The 18,447-nt window shown below is 68.0% G+C and carries 11 protein-coding genes; 4 read left to right on the top strand and 7 right to left on the bottom strand.

Going from position 1 to position 18,447, the window contains the following annotated elements; translation table 11 throughout:
• The first annotated feature begins 18 nt into the window (after nucleotides 1–18).
• Nucleotides 19–3,441, top strand: a complete 3,423-nt coding sequence (locus ACODTW_RS07540) for a DUF6519 domain-containing protein (RefSeq protein ID WP_488945349.1) — start codon at nucleotides 19–21, stop codon at nucleotides 3,439–3,441.
• Nucleotides 3,438–3,704 carry a hypothetical protein gene (locus ACODTW_RS07535; protein WP_488945348.1) on the top strand — a complete coding sequence of 89 codons (267 nt, stop codon included), beginning with the start codon at nucleotides 3,438–3,440 and terminating at the stop codon, nucleotides 3,702–3,704. Before ACODTW_RS07540 ends, ACODTW_RS07535 begins: the two co-directional genes overlap by 4 nt.
• 65 nt (nucleotides 3,705–3,769) lie before the next feature.
• On the opposite strand, the gene pyk is transcribed toward ACODTW_RS07535, so the two are convergent.
• The 4 genes from pyk to ACODTW_RS07515 form a co-directional block, all read right to left on the bottom strand.
• A complete protein-coding gene (pyk, locus tag ACODTW_RS07530; protein WP_488945347.1) occupies nucleotides 3,770–5,182 on the bottom strand; it encodes a pyruvate kinase in 1,413 nt (470 codons plus the stop codon).
• 413 nt (nucleotides 5,183–5,595) lie between these two features.
• Entirely contained in the window at nucleotides 5,596–7,212 is a 1,617-nt protein-coding gene (locus tag ACODTW_RS07525) for a DEAD/DEAH box helicase (protein ID WP_488945346.1), read from the bottom strand.
• Nucleotides 7,213–7,491: 279 nt separating this feature from the next.
• The gene (locus ACODTW_RS07520; RefSeq protein WP_488945345.1) at nucleotides 7,492–10,590 is read right to left on the bottom strand and encodes an efflux RND transporter permease subunit; all 3,099 of its coding nucleotides are present in this window, start codon (nucleotides 10,588–10,590) and stop codon (nucleotides 7,492–7,494) included.
• Complete coding sequence (locus ACODTW_RS07515) at nucleotides 10,587–11,675, bottom strand: efflux RND transporter periplasmic adaptor subunit (RefSeq protein ID WP_488945344.1); 1,089 nt, start codon at nucleotides 11,673–11,675, stop codon at nucleotides 10,587–10,589. The genes ACODTW_RS07520 and ACODTW_RS07515 overlap by 4 nt, the downstream gene beginning before the upstream one ends.
• A 202-nt stretch (nucleotides 11,676–11,877) precedes the next feature.
• Here ACODTW_RS07515 and ACODTW_RS07510 point away from each other — a divergent pair, with 202 nt between their 5' ends.
• Nucleotides 11,878–12,453 (top strand): TetR/AcrR family transcriptional regulator, encoded by a 576-nt coding sequence (locus ACODTW_RS07510; protein WP_488945343.1) that lies wholly within the window; start codon nucleotides 11,878–11,880, stop codon nucleotides 12,451–12,453.
• A 6-nt stretch (nucleotides 12,454–12,459) separates the two neighbouring features.
• Here ACODTW_RS07510 and ACODTW_RS07505 read toward each other — a convergent pair whose 3' ends face one another.
• Nucleotides 12,460–12,663 carry a hypothetical protein gene (locus tag ACODTW_RS07505; protein WP_488945342.1) on the bottom strand — a complete coding sequence of 68 codons (204 nt, stop codon included), beginning with the start codon at nucleotides 12,661–12,663 and terminating at the stop codon, nucleotides 12,460–12,462.
• A gap of 40 nt (nucleotides 12,664–12,703) precedes the next feature.
• A complete protein-coding gene (locus tag ACODTW_RS07500; protein WP_488945341.1) occupies nucleotides 12,704–13,567 on the bottom strand; it encodes a metallophosphoesterase family protein in 864 nt (287 codons plus the stop codon).
• Between the two features lie 130 nt (nucleotides 13,568–13,697).
• On the opposite strand from ACODTW_RS07500, the gene ACODTW_RS07495 reads away from it, so the two are divergent.
• Nucleotides 13,698–16,982, top strand: coding sequence for a ligand-binding sensor domain-containing diguanylate cyclase (locus ACODTW_RS07495; protein ID WP_488945340.1), 3,285 nt, complete (start codon nucleotides 13,698–13,700; stop codon nucleotides 16,980–16,982).
• Nucleotides 16,983–17,006: 24 nt separating this feature from the next.
• Here the strand turns inward: ACODTW_RS07495 and ACODTW_RS07490 are convergent, their stop codons facing one another.
• A complete protein-coding gene (locus tag ACODTW_RS07490) occupies nucleotides 17,007–18,431 on the bottom strand; it encodes a class I SAM-dependent methyltransferase (protein ID WP_488945339.1) in 1,425 nt (474 codons plus the stop codon).
• Nucleotides 18,432–18,447: the final 16 nt, after the last annotated feature.

Here is an 18,447-nt window from a genome sequence, read left to right as displayed (position 1 = left end):
CCGCCTGGGAAGGATGACATGAAGGGCGATTTCACCAGATTGCCGCCGCCCCCGGGCGACGACCCGACCCTGGCCGGACTGTGGTTGCAGCAGGGACGGCCCCTGCTTGACGCGGATTGGAACGCGCTGGCGGCGTTGCTGCGCGACCTGTCGACGGGTGGCTTGCGGGAGATCATGGGGCCGGCGGCCGGCCCCGCCCGCGATCTGGGCTTTGCCATCCAGCCCATCCCCTGCCTGTCGCTGAACGAGGCGGCGGACGGCGGGCGCCAGGGGCTGCGCCTGGGTCCCGGCCGTTCGCTGCCGTTCGCCCATGAGGTACCAGCCTGGGTCGTGGAGCGGGTGGAGATCGACGCCCTTGACCGTGTGCTGATCCTGGAGGAGCTGGACGAGGCACGGGTGCCGGAGCGGCCCTGGACCCTGCTGCTGCGCCTGCTGCTGCCGGCGGGCGGGCATGGGCCGCTGCTGGAGCGGCCGGGCCTCTGGCGGCTGATGGTGGCAGCCGACGGGACGCTGTCCCTGCTGCTGGGCGACAAAAATCACCGCATGGGGACCATCGGTTTTGATCTTTGGACCGATCTGCTGCTGGTCGACCGCGGGCCCTGGCTGGAAATCTCGCTGAACGGGGCGGCGGCCACGCGTGTGCCGACGCCCGCCAGCCACCATCACGGCAAGGATCGCCACCCGCCTGAACGGGAGCCGGCGCTGCTGGTCGCCCATTCGCGCCCGACGGGCAAGGGGCATGGCGCCACCTTGCCCTGTCGGGTGGCCGCCTTGCATCTCTGGCGATTTGCCGCCGACAGTGCCGCCTTCGCCCGGGCCCGGCGGGCGGGGCATCTGCCGCGCCACCGGCTGGTCGCCGATCTGGATTTCATGACGCTGCTGCCGGATGGCGGGGACCTGTGCCTGAAGGACCGATCCGGTCATGGCAATAACGGCATCGTCCATGGCTCCGCCAGGCCCCCGCGTATCCGCATCGTCGATGTCGATATCGGCGCCGGCCGTTATTACCTGCAGGGCGACAGGCTGCTGAACCCATCGCGGGTGACGGTCGGGGACCAGCCTTACCTGCCGGGTGGGACCCATCTGCCGCGGACGGGGGCCAATCTCTATTATCTGGAGGCCATCCAGCGATCGCTGGATGCCGCACAGCGCCCGTCGATGCTGGACCCGGCCCTGGACGGGATCGACACCGTTGTCCGCGGCCAGCAGGTCTGGCAGGTGAAATGCCTGCATGGTGCCGATGAACAGCGTGTGCTGGACCGCTTCCAGGCCCTGGAGGAGGAGAGGGCCGGCAGCCTGCGACTATGGTGCGACGGGGAGCAGCGCACGCTGGGCGTCAACGGCCTGTACCGGGTGGAAATCCACGATTCCGGCTGGGCGCTTGCCGATCCGCTGCCACCCGCCGCGCGCGAGGCGCTGCGCACGGCCCGCATTGTCCAGGCGTCCGCCCGCCGTGTGGTGCTGCCGGCGGGCATGGCGCCGCCGCCCGTGGGCGCGCCTGTCTGGATCGGGGCGGGGCAGGCCGACGGGACAGGGGGAAGCCTGGCGCGGATCGTGTCGATCCAGACCGATCCGGCGGGCCTGCTGGTGCTGGACCGGCTGCCCGACGGTGTCGGTGATGGCGATGCGATCAGCATCCTGCCGCTGGCAACCTGGAAATTCTCCCGCGAGAATGCGGGACTGGCCCAGACGGTGGAACAGCTGCTGCCCGGTGTCGACGCCGAGGGCGCCCCCATTGCCCTGGTTCGCCGCCGCATCATCGGCCCCGCGCCCAGCCGGCCCGTCGACGGGGACTGGGCCGAGGTGACAGAGGATGCCGACGAACTGCTGGGCCGGCCCGGCCGCCTTTGCCCCGTGCTGGCCGCGGATGAGGGGCTGGATCAGATTCTGCTGGGTGACTGGGTGTCGCGGCCCGGCGACGACGCGGCGGCGGAAGGGCGCATCCTGCGCATCTGGGACGTGCCGCTGCAGCCCGCCGTGGATGATCTGACGCCACCCGACCCGGCCGGTAGCTGGCCGCGGCTGGCGCGGGTGGCCGACCAGACGCTGGACCCCGGTGTCCATATCGCCTTCCAGGCCGGTGGTCGCTATCGCACGGGAGATTACTGGACAGCCCCGCTGCGCGGTGGTCAGGTGGCCGTGGCCGGATGGGAAGCCGGGCAGGCCAAGATCCCCGACGGCCCCATCCGCCACCGGGCGCCCCTGGCGGATGTCTGGCTGGACGCGCAAGGGGTGCGGGTTGCCGACCGGCGCCGCCCGTTTCTGTCCCTGGCCGAGATTTCGGCGCTGTTGGGCGATGGGCGCGACCAGCATTTTCTGAAGGGGCTGGCCGCCTGGGCGGAGGCCTGGCGCGTTGAACCGCCTGACCCGCTGACGGGGCCGGATGAGCAGGCCCGCAACTGGGTGCGCCGCGGGCTGGCAAGGCTGCTGCACGATGATCTGCGCCTGCTGGCCGCCGGTTCCAAGGGGGCCGACGGCTTCTGGCGGTCCGGTGCTTTGGTGACGGCAGAGACATTTTCCGCAGGCCAATGGCATCGGGTGGACAGCGTTGGCGATGATATCCGTGGTCCCGGCCATGCTTTCATGATCGGCCCGCTGCTGGCCTTCGTGGAGGAGATGACTGGGCGGGTGACGGTGGCGGAGCCGGGGCGGCGGCCCTGGTCGGTGGCCGCCCTGGTGGCGCCGGCCCATGGCATGGCCGTCACCGCCGGGCGCGATCTGGTCTTTATCGGCGGCGGCTGGCTGATCAACCATGGGCTGCCGGCGCCTGAGTGGGTGCTGCTGGACCCCGTCACGGGGCGGGAGGTGGCGCGCGGCCGCCTGAAAATCCCCGTCGCCCATGCCACGGCCAGCCTGATCGACGGGCTGGTCCATGTCGTCGGCGGCTATGGTCCCGGCCGCGAACCGCAGCCCTGCGTGCAGCTGGTCGATCTGGCCAGTGGCCGGTGCAGCATCATCGGTGACATGCCCGAACCGGTGATGGAACAGGCGGCGGTCACGCTGGGCGGCATGGTGCTGCTGGCCGGCGGGCGCCATGCCGATGGGCGGGTGCGCAAGGGTGTGGCGCTGATGTCGGCGCGCAGCGCCGGCTGGATTGAGCGGGCGCATCTGCCGCATGGTCTGGCCCGGCCGGCCGCAACCCTGGCACGGGGCGGGGTGGCCCTGGCCGGTGGCATCGACCATGACGGGCGCGACCGGGCCGATATGCTGTGCTACCGCCCCGACAGCGACGACTGGCAGCCCCTGCCGCCCCTGCCGCAGGCGGGCCATGGCTTCGGCCTGACCGTCACGCCCGACGCCTTTGCCGGATTGCAGCCGCGCCTGTTCGCCATGGGCGGGCAGCGGGGACATGACGGCCATACCCACGCGCTGCACGACACGCTATCGCTGGCGCAGACCCAATTGCTGCATGTGCTTGCCAACCGGAGGCCCGAGAAATGACCGCCACCTTCTTCGCCGACGGTATCGGCCGCGTCACCCTGAAGGACGGCACCGTCCGCATCGAATTCGCCACCGTGGAGGGGCAGACGGTCAGCCCGCAGACCACCGTGGTGCTGACCACGAAGGGCTTTGTCGAAGCCTTCGGCACCTTGCAGAAGACGATGAGCAAACTGATCGACCAGGGCACGGTCACGACGGGTGCCGCCCCGGAAAAGACCCGCACCCGGTCCCGCATTCCGCGGGTGCCGGGGACGGCAAATTGACGGGATGACAAAAAAGGCCCCGCCATCGTGGGATGGCAGGGCCTTTTCGCATGCCGGATGGAGCGTCAGATCTTGGCGATGCGCAGGTTGTTGGTGCTGCCGGACTGGCCGAAGGGGATGCCGGCGACGATGACGATGCGTTCGCCCGGCCGGGCGAATTCTTCCTTCACGGCCAGCGCGCGGGCACGGTCGACCATTTCCTCATACGTGCCGACATCGCCGGAATGGATGGCGTGCGCGCCCCAGACCAGGGCCAGACGGCGGGCCACGCCGGCATGCGGGGTGGTGGCCAGCACGGGCACGTCCGGCCGCTTGCGGGCGATGCGGGCCACGGTATTGCCGCTGGCCGTGTAGGCGAAGATGGCGGCGGCGTCGATCGTGTCGGCCAGATCGGCGGCCACGCCGGCCACGGCGTGCGAGGGGGTATGGTCCACCTCCGGCTCCAGCGCCGTGATGATAGGGCGATAGGTGGGGTGCTTTTCCGTGCTGGCGATGATGCGGCTCATCATCGACACGGCTTCCAAGGGGAACGCGCCGGAGGCACTTTCGGCCGACAGCATGACGGCATCGGCACCGTCATAGACGGCCGTGGCCACGTCGGATGCCTCGGCGCGGGTGGGGGTCGGGCTGGCCACCATGCTGTCCAGCATCTGGGTGGCCACGATCACGGGCTTGGCGGCCAGACGCGCGGCGCGGACCAGTTCCTTCTGCCGGCCGGGCACATCCTCATGCGGGATTTCCACGCCCAGATCGCCTCTGGCCACCATGATGGCGTCGGACAGGCGGATGATATCCTCGATCTTCTCCAGCGCCTGCGGCTTCTCAATCTTGGAGATCAGACCAGCCTTGTCGCCGATCAGGGACTTGGCCTCGATCACGTCGGACGGGCGCTGCACGAAGGAGAGCGCCACCCAGTCCACGCCCAGCGACAGGCCAAAGGCCAGATCGGCGCGGTCCTTCTCCGTCAGCGGCGACAGGTCCAGGGCCGTGCCGGGCAGGTTCACGCCCTTGCGGTTGGAGATGACACCGCCGACGATCACCTCGGCATTGATGGTGTCATCGGTGACGCCGCGCACGCGCACCCGCACGCGGCCATCATCGATCAGCAGATCCTGCCCCGGCATGATGGCCTTGAAAATCTCCGGATGGGGCAGGGGGATGTTGTCCTTGGTCCCCGGCTCCTTGCCCAGGACGAACTTCACCTTTTCCCCATTCACCAGCTCTTCCTTGCCGGCGATCAGGGTGCCGATGCGGATCTTCGGGCCCTGCAAGTCCTGCAGGATGCCGATGGGGCGGCCCACATCCTTTTCCAGGGCACGGATGGCGGCGTGAACCTTGGCGTGATCTTCGTGGCTGCCATGGCTGAAATTCAGGCGGAACACGTCGACGCCGGCCATGAACAGCTCCCGCAGCTTCTCCGGCGTGTTGCTGGCCGGGCCGACGGTGGCGACGATCTTGGCATGGCGATGGCGGCGCATGGGCGTTCCTTGATGCTCTGGTGGTCCGGTTATGGGGCCGCGAATGGGCGCGGCCGATCATTGCGGGCAGTATAGCACGGCCCGCGGCGGATTTGATCCCCCCAGTTACAGGATTTCGATAACAGTTTGGTAATTCAGTTACCTTAGGCGCCACCGGTTCGAAGAGAGGCCGCGGACGGCTCCGAATGGTGGGCAGGCAGAGGCAACAGCCATCCCACTTTAGCAGGATGGCCGCGAAAGTCAGCATCAGCGGTCGGAAGGGGGAACGCGGCGCTGGGCGCGATCAGGCCTGCAGGTCGGGGTGAGGCGTATGCCGAACCCCGACCTGCAGATGCTTCAGACTTATCGCTGGACGCTGAACATTTGGTTTTCCGTGTGATCGCTTCAAATGATTCCATTTGAAGCGATCACACTTAGCCGCGGGCGGGACGGCGCAGGAATTCCGGCGTCCAGTCGCCGCCCTGGTCGGCCCCCGTTTCGCGCGCGGGGCGGGCGGGGCGGGAGGGCTTGCCGGCCTGCGGGTTGGCCGGCCGGGCTTCGCCCTGCGGCTTGGTTGCCGCCGGACGGGAATGCTGTTGCGGCTTGCCCGGCTGGGCCGGGCGCTGGCCCTGACCCTGGGGACGCGGACCCTGACCCTGCGGGCGGGCAGCAGCGCCCTGACCCTGGGGCCGGGGGCCCTGGGCGCGTGGCTGCTGCGGACGGGCCGTGGGGGCCGAGCCCTCCGCCGGGGCGGCATCGGTGCGGACCGTGTCACCCTGACGCCGCGGCTGCTGCTGCCCGCGCGGGCCCGGACGGCCCTGCTGCGCACGTTCGCCCGGCTGACCCGGCTTGGCGCGGGCGCGCTTGGGCTGCGGCTGCGGCGGGCGTTCCGGCTTCAGCTGCGGCAGAACGGCGGCGGCGGCCGGGGCCATGCTGTGCAGCGGGATCGACTGGCGCGTCACCTTTTCGATCTGCTTCAGCAGCGGACGGTCGGCGGGCGTGACCAGCGACACGGCCGTGCCGGCGCGGCCGGCGCGACCCGTGCGGCCGATGCGGTGGACATAGGCGTCCGCCACTTCCGGCAGGTCATAATTGAAGACATGGGTGATCAGGTCCACGTCGATACCGCGCGCGGCGATATCGGTGGCGACCAGGGCCCGGGTCTTGCCGGCACGGAAGGCGTCGAGTGCGCGCTCGCGCGCATTTTGCGACTTGTTGGCGTGATAGGCGTCGGCCTGGAGGCCGGCCCCGGCCAGTTGGGCGGCCAGCTTGTTGGCGCCATGCTTGGTGCGGGTGAAGATGATGGCCGTTTCAACAGCAGGGTCGGACAGCAGCTTCACCAGCGTCGGTGCCTTCTGGGCCATGTCCAGATGGATGACCGACTGGTCGATGCGTTCCACCGTCGTGGCGGGCGGCGTCACTTCCACGCGGATATGGTCGTGCAGCAGGCTTTCGGCCAGACCCGACACCTCGTTGGGCATGGTGGCGGAAAAGAACATGGTCTGCCGCCCGGTCTTGGGCAGCTTTGCCACCAGCTTCTTCACGGCCGGCAGGAAGCCCATGTCCAGCATGCGGTCCGCCTCGTCCAGGACGAACAGGCAGACGCTGTCCAGCTTGCACTTGCCCTGATCCATCAGGTCGATCAGGCGGCCCGGCGTGGCGATCAGAATGTCGACGCCGGCAGCCAGCGCCTTGATCTGCGGGTTCAGCGACACGCCGCCATGCACGACGGCGTTGGTGAAGGGCAGCTGCACGCCCAGAAGGTCGAACACGGTGCCGACCTGCAGCGCCAGTTCACGCGTGGGCAGCACGATCAGGGCGCGGGGATGGCCGGGGCGGGCGCGCTTGTCGGCCTTGGTCAGTGCCTGCAGCACGGGCAGGGCGAAAGCCGCCGTCTTGCCGGTACCCGTCTGGGCCAGACCCAGAACATCACGACCGGCCAGGGCCGCGGGCAGCGCCTGCGCCTGGATGGGGGTGGGTGTGACATAGCCCGCCGTCGCCAGCCCGGCCATCAGCGGGGCCACCAAACCGAGAGTAGAGAAATCCTGCATAGGGAAAGTAGATCCTGGAAACCGCCGGAAAGAAGCCCGGCCGCCGGCCCGCGCATCATGCACGGCCGGCCGTCACGCACCGCCGGAACGATGGCGGCCCGACAGGGACGATTGGTTCCAGAATGCAACGTTCCCCCACCATGCCCTGTTCGCGGGTGCGGAACAAGTGGCGATGGCGGGGGGAAGGGTTGCGTGGGGGCGGTTGTGATCTGCGAGTTCCCCCAGGCGCGGGGCCGGCCGTCGCCGTCCATCCGGGGTCAATATCCATCCCCCCTGGTTTCATGCCCCCCAGCCGCCGGGCGTGGTCGGGCCCGTCTCCGTGTCGCGGACGCGGAACCAGGCAGCGTACATGGCGGGCAGGGAATAGAGCGTCAGCAGCGTGGCCACGATCAGGCCGCCCATGATCGAGATGGCCATGGGCCCCCAGAAGCTGCTGCGCGACAACGGGATCATGGCCAGCACGGCCGCCGCCGCCGTCAGGGCGATGGGGCGGGCGCGGCGCACCGTGGCATCGACCACGGCGTCGAAACGGCCATGGCCGGCGGCGATATCCTGTTCGATCTGGTCGACCAGGATGACCGAATTGCGCATGATCATGCCGGCCAGCGCGATCACGCCCAACTGGGCCACGAAGCCGAAGGGCTGATTGAAGATCAGGAGCGCCAGGGTCACGCCGATCAGGCCCAGCGGTGCGGTCAGGAAGACCAGGATCACCCGCTGGAAGCTTTGCAGCTGCACCATCAGCACGGTCAGCATCAGCACCAGCATGGCCGGCATCACGGCCTGGATGGATTTCTGGCCCTTGGCGCTTTCCTCCACGGCCCCACCCACCTCGACGCGATAGCCGGTGGGCAGTTTGGCCTTATAGGGGCCCAGCACCGCCTCAATCTGTGCCACCACGGTGGGGGCCTGGATGCCGGGGCGCAAATCGGCCCGGACCGTGATCGCCAGATCGCGCGACCGGGTCCAGAGGATGCCGTTTTCCACCCCATACTCGATCCGGGCGATCTGCGACAGCGGCAGCGGGCCATTGGCACCCCGCAACTGGATGTCGCGCAGCCGGTCGGCGGCCGTGCGCTCATCGTCCTGGGCGCGCAGCACGACATCGATCAGTTCGGTGCCTTCCCGGTACTGGGTGGCGGTGTAACCGGACAGGACCGTCTGCATGGCCAGCGCCAGATCCTGGCTGCTGATGCCCAGGCGGCGGGCGCGGTCCTGGTCGACGACCAGACGCACCGACTTCACCTTTTCCACCCAGTCCAGATTGACGTCCAGCGTATTCGGATTGGTGCGGATCAGGTCGCGCAGGTCGCCGGCCAGGGCGCGCAGCACCTCTGGATCGCGACCCAGCACGCGGAACTGCACCGGGTAGCCGACGGGCGGGCCGTTTTCCAGCCTGGCCACGCGGGTGCGCATTTCCGGATAACGGGTGTCCAGCATCGGCGGCAAATCATGTGACAGCCGCACCGTATCCTCCAGCGTGCGGGCCACCAGGATGAACTGGGCGAAGTTCGGGCGCTTCAGTTCCTGGTTCAACGGCATGTAGAAGCGCGGTGCGCCATTGCCGACGAAGGCGCTGTAGCTTTCCAGGCCCTTTTCCTGGGCGAAGAAGGCTTCCATCTCCTTCACCCGCGCCGCCGTGACGCTGATCGACGTGCCTTCGGGCAGTTCCATATCGACCACCAGTTCCAGACGCGCGGAATTGGGGAAGAATTGCTGTTGCACGAAGCCGAAGCCGACGACGGACAGGATGAAGGCGCCGACAGTCGCGGCAATGACGATGAAACGGTGCCGCACGGTCCAGACCAGGCTGGCGCGCAGCCGGCGGTACATGGGCTTGTTATAGGCCGCGTTGTGGTTTTCCGACAGGCCATGCTCCTCCGCCCCGTCCTTGGGCGCCGGCAGCAGCTTGAAGCCCAGATAGGGTGTGAAGATCACGGCCACGAACCAGGAGACCAGCAGCGCCGTCGCCACCACCCAGAAGATGGAGCCGGTATATTCACCCGCCGCCGAATGGGCGAAACCCACGGGCACGAAGCCCGCCGCCGTCACCAGCGTGCCCGACAGCATGGGAAAGGCGGTGGAGGTCCAGGCAAAGGCCGCGGCCCGGGCCCGGTCCCAGCCCTGTTCCAGCTTCACCATCATCATTTCCACCGCGATGATGGCGTCATCCACCAGAAGGCCCAGCGCGATGATCAGGGCGCCGATGGAGATCTTGTGCAGATCGATGCCCGCCGCCAGCATGACCCCGAAGGTCACGGCCAGCACCAGCGGCACCGACAGGGCCACGACGATGCCCGTGCGCAGGCCCAGCGACAGGAAGGTGACCAGCAGCACGATGCCCAGTGCTTCTGCCAGGGCATGGGCGAATTCGTCGATGGAGTTGCGCACCGTCGTCGGCTGGTCGGCCACCTGCGCGATGTCGATCCCCTGCGGCAGGGTCTGCTGGATGGCGGCCATTTCCGCCTTCACCGCATCGCCCAGCGTCAGGATGTTGCCGCCCGTGGCCATGGAGATGGCCAGGCCCGTCACGGGCTGGCCATTGTGGCGCATCAGGGTTTCCGGCGGGTCCTGGGCTGCGCGGTAGACCCGGGCGATGTCGCCCAGGCGCATCTGCTTGCCATTGGCCTGGATGGGCAAGGCGCGGACCTGGTCTTCCGTCGTCAGGGCGCCCGTGACCCGCACGCGGATGCGGTCGGTGCCATTGTCGATGATGCCGGTGGGCGTCACGGCATTCTGCGCGGACAGGGTATTGCCGATCTGCTGGACCGTCACACCCAGAGCGGCCAGACGCACCGTGTCGAATTCGACATAGATCTTCTCATCCTGGACGCCCAGCAGCTCCACCTTGCCGATGGAGGGCAGGCGCAGCAGGCGCTGGCGCGCGGCCAGCAGCACCTGCCGCATCTCCACATTGCTGAACCCGTCGCCGGAGAAGGCGTAGATGATGCCGTAGGTATCGCCGAATTCATCATTGAACTGCGGGCCGATGACGCCGGCGGGCAGGGTATGGGCCATGTCGCCCACGCGCTTGCGCACCTGATACCAGGTGTCCTGCACGATCTCCGACCGGGTGTAATCATGCAGATAGACCATGATCACGGCTTCGCCCGGCCGGGAGTAGGTGCGGGTGAAGTCGAAATTGGGCACCTGCTGCAGCGCCTGTTCGATACGGTCGGTGACCTGCTGCTGCATCTCCTGCGCGGTAGCGCCGGGCCATTGCGCCGTCACCAGCATGGTGCGGACGGTGAAATTGGGGTCTTCGGCCCGGCCCAGCGTCTTGAAGGCGAACAGGCCGACCGCCATCGACATGACGATCATGAACAGGACAAGGGCCTGGTGCCGGATGGCCCAGGCCGACAGGTTCAATCCGCTCACGGCAGCCCCCCGTCCCAGACGCGAACGGGCAGGTTGGGGTCCAGCCGGTTGGCACCGGCGGAAACGACCAGCTCGCCTTCCTTGATCCCTGTTTTCAGGATGATGGCGTCGCTGCCATAGGCGGCGACCTCCACCGGGCGCAGTTCCACCCGGTCGCGTGAGGCCGACAGCACCCATACCGCCGGCTTGTCGCCCTGGAAGAACAGGGCGGCGGGGGGGACGGAAATCTGGCCAGCGCCGCCTTCATCGTCAATATAGACGCGGGCCGTGCTGCCCAATGCCGCCACCGTCTCCGCCCCGGCGGGCAGGGCGATGCGGACGCGGAAGGTACGGCTGACACTGTCGGCCGCCGCCCCGATTTCCCGGATCGTGCCCTCCGTCACCCGCGTATCGTCGGCCCACAGATAGGCCTTGGCCTTCATGCCGGGCTTCAGCCGGGCGATATCGGCCTCCGATACCTCGATCTCCACCTCGCGCCCCTGGTCGGTGGCGATGCGCAGGGCCGTCTGTCCGGCGGCCACCACCTGCCCCGCATCGGCCAGGACGGCCGTGACCGTGCCGGCCTGCTCCAGCGTCAGGGTGGCATAGGCGCGCTGGTTGCGGGCCTGCTCCAGCGCGGCCGTGGCTTCGCGTTTCTGCGCGGCGGCCGCGTCGGCGCTGGCCTTCACATTGTCGAACTGCGCCTGGGAGACCGCACCCGAGGCCACCAGCGGCGTGTAGCGCTTCAGATTGGCGGCGGCCTGGATGTCCTGCGCCGTGGCCTGGGCCAGCCGGGCTTCTGCTGCCTTCAGGGCCAGGTCCAGGTCCGCGGGGTCCAGCCGGGCCAGGGCCTGGCCCTTGGTCACGCGATCCCCTACCTCGACCAGCCGGGCCGCGATGCGGCCGCCCGTGCGGAAGGCGGCCTGCACATCCGTGCGGGGGACCACGACACCCGAAAAAGCCTGGAAATGTTCGTTGAGGATCATGGGCTTGGCCACACGCACGGGCCGCGGCTTGGCGGCCTCCGGTTCCTTGGCGCCACAGCCGGCCAGCAGCAGCGGCACAAGTATGGCCAATCCCGGCCCCAGAATAGTTCTGGCAGGCATGCCCCTCGCCATGATCTTAAGTCCCCACATGCAGAGCGAATGGTTTGTTGTGAGGATAATGTAACGTACATTACACTACTTCAAGTGACGACCATCACGCCGGTACCGCATTGTCGAAATGGCAGCTATGACAACGATATCTTTATCAGGAGGGGAGGCCGCTTCCGACCCTTCTCCGCGCATGGAGGCGCGGCGGCAGGCCATGATCGAGGCCGCGGCCGCCCTCTTCTCCGAAATGGGATATGAACGGGCCAGCCTGGGCGCCATCGTCCGCCGGTCGGGCGGATCGCTGTCCACGCTGTACCAGCTTTTCGGCAGCAAGGAGGGGCTGTTCGAGGCGATGGTGACGACCAAGTGCCGCGAGATCATGGAGCCGCTGACGGCCGCCGACCTGTGCGACCGCAATCCGCGCGACACGCTGACCGCCATTGCCCATGTCTTCCTGCGCATCATCCTGACACCGGAGGCCCAAGCCCTGTGGCGCATGGTGATGGGGGAGGGGAAGAAATTCCCCCTGCTGCCGGAGATCTATTTCCGCTGCGGGCCGAACCCGATGCAGGCGGCCATCGGCCGTTACCTGTCCGACCTGCACCAGCGCGGTGTCCTTCACTGTCCCGATCCGGTGGCCTGCGCACAGTCCTTCTGCATGCTGGTCCATGGCGATCTTTACTACCGTGTCGTCACCGGCACGCGTCCGCCGCCGGACGAGGCCGAACTGTCCAGCCATATCAACCAGATGGTGGGCATGTTCCTGCGCATGCTGGCGCCGGAGCGCTGACGGCTGTCAGCGTTTACGGTCGCGCCGCCCCTTGCGCTGCAGCCAGACGAACAGGCTGAACAGCAGGCCGGCCCCGATGAAGGCGGCGGCGATGGCGCCACGGCCGGCCACGGGCAGCGGGGCCAGGGTCTCCGTCGTGCGGAAGGTAAAATAGGCGAGCGTTCCAAGGCCGATCACGGCCCCCAGGAACAGCAGGATGACGGGGCGCATGCTTCAGGGCCTCCTTCCGTCCCTCCTTGGTCGCGTGGATTCAGCGATGCCACAGGCTGGCGGGTCCGGCAAGGGCGTGCGCCGGGGCTGGCAGTATTTGCCGCAGGGCCCGTTCCGGCCCGCGCCCGTGCGGCTGCCATTGTCGTGGATAGCCCAGCGACACTTCCTCGAACCGCACGCCGTCGCGCCAATGGGTGGCCGGGACGTGCAGATGACCATGGATGCAGGCGACGGCATCAAAGCGACGGTGCCAATCCTCGGTCGCACTGGTCCCGCACCAGGGGCTGAAGCGGGGGATGCGGCGCAGGGTCACCAGATCCTGGCGCAGCGGGAAATGGTTGATGAGAACCGTCCCCATCCCGGCCGGCCGTTCGCGGTCGATGCGGGCCGCCGTCTGTGCCACCCGCGCCCGGCACCAGTCCTGACGGGTTTCATGGGGGGCGGGCAGGAGCCGGCGTTCATCGGCGCTGCGCAGCCTTTGTTCCCAGGACCAGGCCAGCACCCCGTCCAGCGGCACATGATCGGGCCGGAAGCTGTAATCATAGAGCAGGAACATCGGCACCAGCAGCAGCGGCCCGCCCAACCCCTGCCAGACCGGATAGGGATCTTCCGGCGTCAGCACGCCATGGTCGCGGGCCACCTCGCACAGGGACTGATACTTCGCCTCCCCCGACAGCGGCCCGTCGGGCCCCGGCACCGTCCAGAGCTCATGGTTGCCGGGCACCCAGATCAGCCGCGCGAAACGGGCAGACAGCAGGCGGAAGGCGAAGGCCAGATCTTCCGCCCCTTCCCCGATATCGCCCGCCAGCACCAGCCAGTCGTCGGGTGCAGCGGGCAGCCGGTCCAGCGCCGCGCGGTTGGCGGCGACGGACAAGTGCAGATCGCTGATCGCCAGCAGGCGCATGTGTGTATTCCAAGTCAAAGCCGCGGAATCATGCCATGTCCAGCCGTCGAACCATGCATGGCGCTGGCCGATGGTGCATTCCCGCCGGAAATGGTACAGTTTGCGACATATTCAGGGCCGGAGGGGCAACTTGGCGTGTCGGCGGCGTCATTGGTGGAGGGTGGAGCCGGGTGATTTCCCGCTACGACTGCTGACGCTGTTGATCGTTTCAATTGTTTCCATCGGTTCCATTCTACAAACCCCCATCGCGTGCGCCCAGCCTGCCCAGCCGCCGGCGGCGCCCGGCCCCAATGAATATTGGGATCGGCTGGCGGAGGTTCTGTTCGAGCGTATCGGGCGGGACAGCGGTTTGCCCAGCGATATTGTCACCGCCATCGCCCAGGACCGCGCCGGCTTCATCTGGGTCGGTACGCCGGTCGGTCTGACCCGGTTCGACGGCTATCGCTTCCGGACCTTCCAGCCGGATTCGCGCGACCCCAGCTCCCTGCCCGACGGCTATATCAATGCGCTGCATGTCGACCGGCGGGGGCGCCTGTGGGTCGGCACCAATAATGGCGGTGTGGCGCGTTTCATTCCGGAAACGGAAAGTTTTGCACGCTATCCGGCGGGGCCGGGCGGTCTGGCCCATCCCACGGCCTACCGGTTCAGCGAGGATGGGCAGGGCGGCATCTGGGTGGGTCTGCGGTCCGGCCTGGCGCGGCTGGACGGCGACACGGGTGCCGCCACCAATTATCGCGCCCAGGATAGCCGTGATGGCGGGCTGCCGGGCGCCGTCGTGCTGGACCTGCTGTTCGACCGTGTCGGCAATCTGTGGGTCGCTACCGATGGCGGGCTGGCCATCCGGCCGGCCGGCAAGTCGGCCTTCCAGATGGCGCATAAGGTGATGAACCTGCCATCCCTGTCGCCCGACGCGGCCATATCCGCCCTTTTCACCGATGCGCGCGGTCGGGTCTGGGTGGGGTCGCGTACCGGCATCCTGGTCGGCATCGATCCGGAGACGGGCGTGGCACGGTCCTTCGATCTGGCGCGCGCTGACGGACGGGTCATCGACCGGCCGCAGATCCGGGCCATCCAGGACCTGGATGCCGGTGGAGACGAGGACCGCGACAGGCTGTGGGTCGCCACCGATCCGGGCGGGTTGATGGAATTGGACGTCACCACGGGCGATGTGCGGCTGATCCGCCATGACTCCGCCATCAATGCCAGCATCAGCGGCGATGCCGTGCGCAGCATGATGCGCGACCGGTCCGGCCTGATCTGGGTGGCCACCTGGGGCAGCGGCCTGAATGTCCATAATCCCGCCAACCAGGGCATTCTGTCCATCTTCGCCTCAGCCTCCCATCGCGACAGCCCGACCGAACCACAGGTGCGCTCCGTTCTGGCTGCATCCAATGGCCTGGTCTATCTGGGGTTTGAAACCCGCGGCATCGACGTCATCGATCCCGTCAGGGGTACGCGCAAGAACCTGGCCCCCGGTATGGGGCCGGGCGGCGGCCTGCCGCGCGCCAGCATCCTGTCGATGGCCGAGGACGAAGCGGGGCATATCTGGATCGGCACGCAACTGGGCCTGGCCCGTTACGATACCGGAACGGACAGGGTGGAGAATGTCGACCTGCCGGCCCCGCTGGCCGGAGCGCCGATCCATGCCATCCTGGTCCGCAAGGGTGAATTGTGGCTGGCGACGGAAGGATTGGCCCGATACAATCCGGCGACCGGGGGGCTGATCCATTTCCACCACGACCCCGACGACGCCACCACCCTGGCCGATGACCGGGTCCGGGTGCTGGCGGAAACACCGGACGGGCGGATCTGGGCCGGCACCCATCGCGGCCTGCACCTGATCGATCCGGAAACGGGCCATGTGCGGCGCGTGCAGAACCGGTCCTGGGACTGGTCATCACTGGCCCATAATTACATCACGGGTCTGGTCTATGACCGGCACGGGCGGCTGTGGGTGGGGACGCTGGGCGGCGGTGTCAGCATCCTGGACAGCGACCTGGCGGACGAACGCTATCGTTTCATCAATATTACCAAGCGAAACGGCCTGCCGGGCGACAGTGTGCAGGCCATGGTTCCGGATGCCGACGGCAAGATCTGGATCAATACGGAGGACGGGCTGGCCCGAATCGATCCGGACACGCGGTCGATCACGCCGGTCGGCTGGGATGATGGCCTGGGTGTGCGCGGCACCTGGGTCGGGTCGGCGGCGCGGCTGGACAATGGGGAATTGCTGTTCGGCGGGCGTGAAGGGTTGACCGTGGTCCGGCCCTGGGCCCTGCAGCGCTGGGAGTTCCAGCCGCCGCTGGTCCTGACCGATATCCGCATCGACAACCAGCCGGTGCCCACGGCGGCCCTGAACCTGACCACCCTGCCCCCACCGGAAGCCGCGGGCACGGCGTCGGGCAAAAGCATGCCGGCCCCGGTGCCGGAAGGGGGCATCGTCCTGCCCGCGGGCACGCGGACCCTGGCGGTCGGCTTCTCCGCGCTGGACTATGCGGGCCCCGCCAGCCTGCGCTACAGCTACAGTCTGGAAGGGTTCGACCGGGGCTGGGCGGAGGTGGATGCGCTGGGCCGCACCGCCACCTATACGAACCTGCCGCCGGGCACCTATTCCCTGCGCCTGCGCGCCACCAACAAGGAGGGCATCTGGGGCAGCGCCACGCGCATCCTGCCTGTCACCGTCCTTCCGGCCTGGTATCAGACCAGCCTGGCCCGCCTGGGCGGTGTTGTCGGCGTCCTGGCCCTGCTGGGGCTGGTGATCCAGGCCCGCACGGCGGCCCTGCGCCGGCAACGCCGCTGGCTGGAAAGTCTGGTGGCGCAGCGCACGCAGGATCTGGTCATGGCCAATGCGGAGCTGGAGCGGCTGGCCAGCTTCGACGCGCTGACCGGCCTTTACAACCGGCGCCGGTTTGAAGAGGCGGCCAATGCCGAAATCGACCGCGCCCGGCGCTATGGCCGTCCGTTCAGCCTGCTGCTGATCGATCTGGATCATTTCAAGCAGGTCAATGACACGCGCGGTCACAATGCTGGCGATGCCGCCCTGCGTCAGGCCGCACGCACGCTGACGGAGGCCGTGCGCACCACCGATCTGGTGGCCCGCTATGGCGGCGAGGAACTGGCCGTGCTGCTGCCGGAAACCGACGCGGAGGAGGCGTGGCGGGTGGCCGAGCGCATCCGTCTGGCTGTCGGCGGCACGCCGGTGACGCACGAAGGCGACATTTTCACCATCACCGCCAGCCTGGGCGGCGCCCAATATTCAATCGAGGATGACGGGCTGGCCCGCCTGATCGGGCGGGCCGATGCTGCCCTCTATCGGGCCAAACAGGGCGGGCGCAACCGTGTCATGTTCACCGATCCCGGCGAAGCCGGGGCAGGCCCGCCGGCGGGCATCCATGCCGGGACGCTGCTGCGATAAGGGTCTTGGCGGCGGGCGCGCCGGTCAGGCCCCGTCGCGGTTGGGATAGAGCAGGGCCCGTTCCTGGCTGTCCCCGGCGGCGACCGGCCAGGCCACGGCATCATCGGGCAGGTCGCGCACCTTGCGTGCCAGGATAAAGGCGTTGCCATAGCCGGGATTGATGGGCATCAGCGCGAAGGGACCGCGCCGGTCCTCCGGATAGATCTCCATCTTGTTGACCATGCCGGCGGCCAGCACCTCGAATCCCGTATCGGGTCCGAACAGCACCTTCAGCCCTTCATCGGAGAAGCGCCAGAAATCATTGGGCTGTTCATGCATCGGGTAGGTCTGCGGGGCGCTGTGAAAGACGATGCCCCCCATGCTCAAGGCCCGGTTGGTGGCCGCCGCCAGCAGCCAGGGATGGCTGAGATGTTCGATGACGGAGAAGGAGAAGACGGCGTCAATGCCACCCCTTCCCACCAGCCGGTCCAGTTGATGGGCATCGCCGACGATGTCGACGCCCGGAGCCGCATGGATGTCGATGCCGATGAATCGGCCCGCATCGGGGAAATGGTGGCGGCGGCCATGGCTGGCATCGCCCACGACGCGGGCCCCGATCTCCGCCACCCGCAGATGGCGGATATTCACCTCGTCCACGAACCGGCAGAGGGTCAGCAGGAAATCATTGATCTTCTTGGTCTGGTCTTCGGTCCAGGACCCGGAAAGGACTCCCGCACGGGGCAGGTCCAGCGCCACCCGCGCCTGACCCGCATCCGTTTCCACCTCCAGCTCCACGGGCTGGCCCGGCCGGCCTTCCAGATAGGCCATGAAACCGGCATCGGCCACATGGTCATGATCGGGATAAAAATTCAGCAGGTCCTCCCGCCGCGTCAGGGCGGGGATGGTGAAACGGTCCTGGCCGATGACAAGGGACGCGCGGTTGACCCTATGTTCGTTGCAATGAACCCAGCCCTGCACAAAGACGCCGTGGCGGTCGCACCAGAAATTGTCGATGCCATAGACGATGCGCAGATGCGGGGCCGCCGCCGCGGACGGTGTCATCACCGGCCGGGTCGGGGCGTCCGGCAGGCGGATGGGCTGGCGGCGATGCAGATCGACAGCCGTGGCCGCCGCCGCCAGGGCGGCGCTGTCCGGCGGCCGTTCCCCCTGATGCACGAACAGATGCAGCAGTTCGCCCGCATCATGGCGGAAGGGCGGGAAGGGCACCGCCAGATGCGCCCTGTCCCCCAGCCCGGTCCAGTCCCGGACCAGCACCTGACGGATATCCCCGCATTCAGGACGTTGCAGGGTGATGATGAGCGGCAGTTCGGCGCGCAGATCCTGGCCGGAAAGGTCCAGGCGCAGAAGCCCGAAATCCGGTGACGGTGCCTGGAACCGTTCCGCGATCACCAGCCCGTCCAGCGGTGACGCCGGGGACGGTGTCGGGATTGTGCGGAAGAGGGCGGCCAATCTGTTGCGGATCACC

This window comes from Niveispirillum sp. FG148 (genome assembly GCF_057809655.1).
The sequence above is the reverse complement of the archived record's forward strand: the minus strand, read 5'-3'. Positions and strand labels throughout refer to the sequence as shown.

What these genes read in the sequence shown, in the direction of transcription:
- ACODTW_RS07500 (WP_488945341.1), bottom strand. Translation starts at nt 13,567, where the DNA reads ATGCGCCTGCTGGCGATCAGCGATCTGCACTTGTCCGTCGCCGCCAAC.
- pyk (WP_488945347.1), bottom strand. Translation starts at nt 5,182, where the DNA reads ATGCGCCGCCATCGCCATGCCAAGATCGTCGCCACCGTCGGCCCGGCC.
- ACODTW_RS07510 (WP_488945343.1), top strand. Translation starts at nt 11,878, where the DNA reads ATGATCGAGGCCGCGGCCGCCCTCTTCTCCGAAATGGGATATGAACGG.
- ACODTW_RS07525 (WP_488945346.1), bottom strand. Translation starts at nt 7,212, where the DNA reads ATGCAGGATTTCTCTACTCTCGGTTTGGTGGCCCCGCTGATGGCCGGG.
- ACODTW_RS07515 (WP_488945344.1), bottom strand. Translation starts at nt 11,675, where the DNA reads ATGCCTGCCAGAACTATTCTGGGGCCGGGATTGGCCATACTTGTGCCG.
- ACODTW_RS07540 (WP_488945349.1), top strand. Translation starts at nt 19, where the DNA reads ATGAAGGGCGATTTCACCAGATTGCCGCCGCCCCCGGGCGACGACCCG.
- ACODTW_RS07505 (WP_488945342.1), bottom strand. Translation starts at nt 12,663, where the DNA reads ATGCGCCCCGTCATCCTGCTGTTCCTGGGGGCCGTGATCGGCCTTGGA.
- ACODTW_RS07535 (WP_488945348.1), top strand. Translation starts at nt 3,438, where the DNA reads ATGACCGCCACCTTCTTCGCCGACGGTATCGGCCGCGTCACCCTGAAG.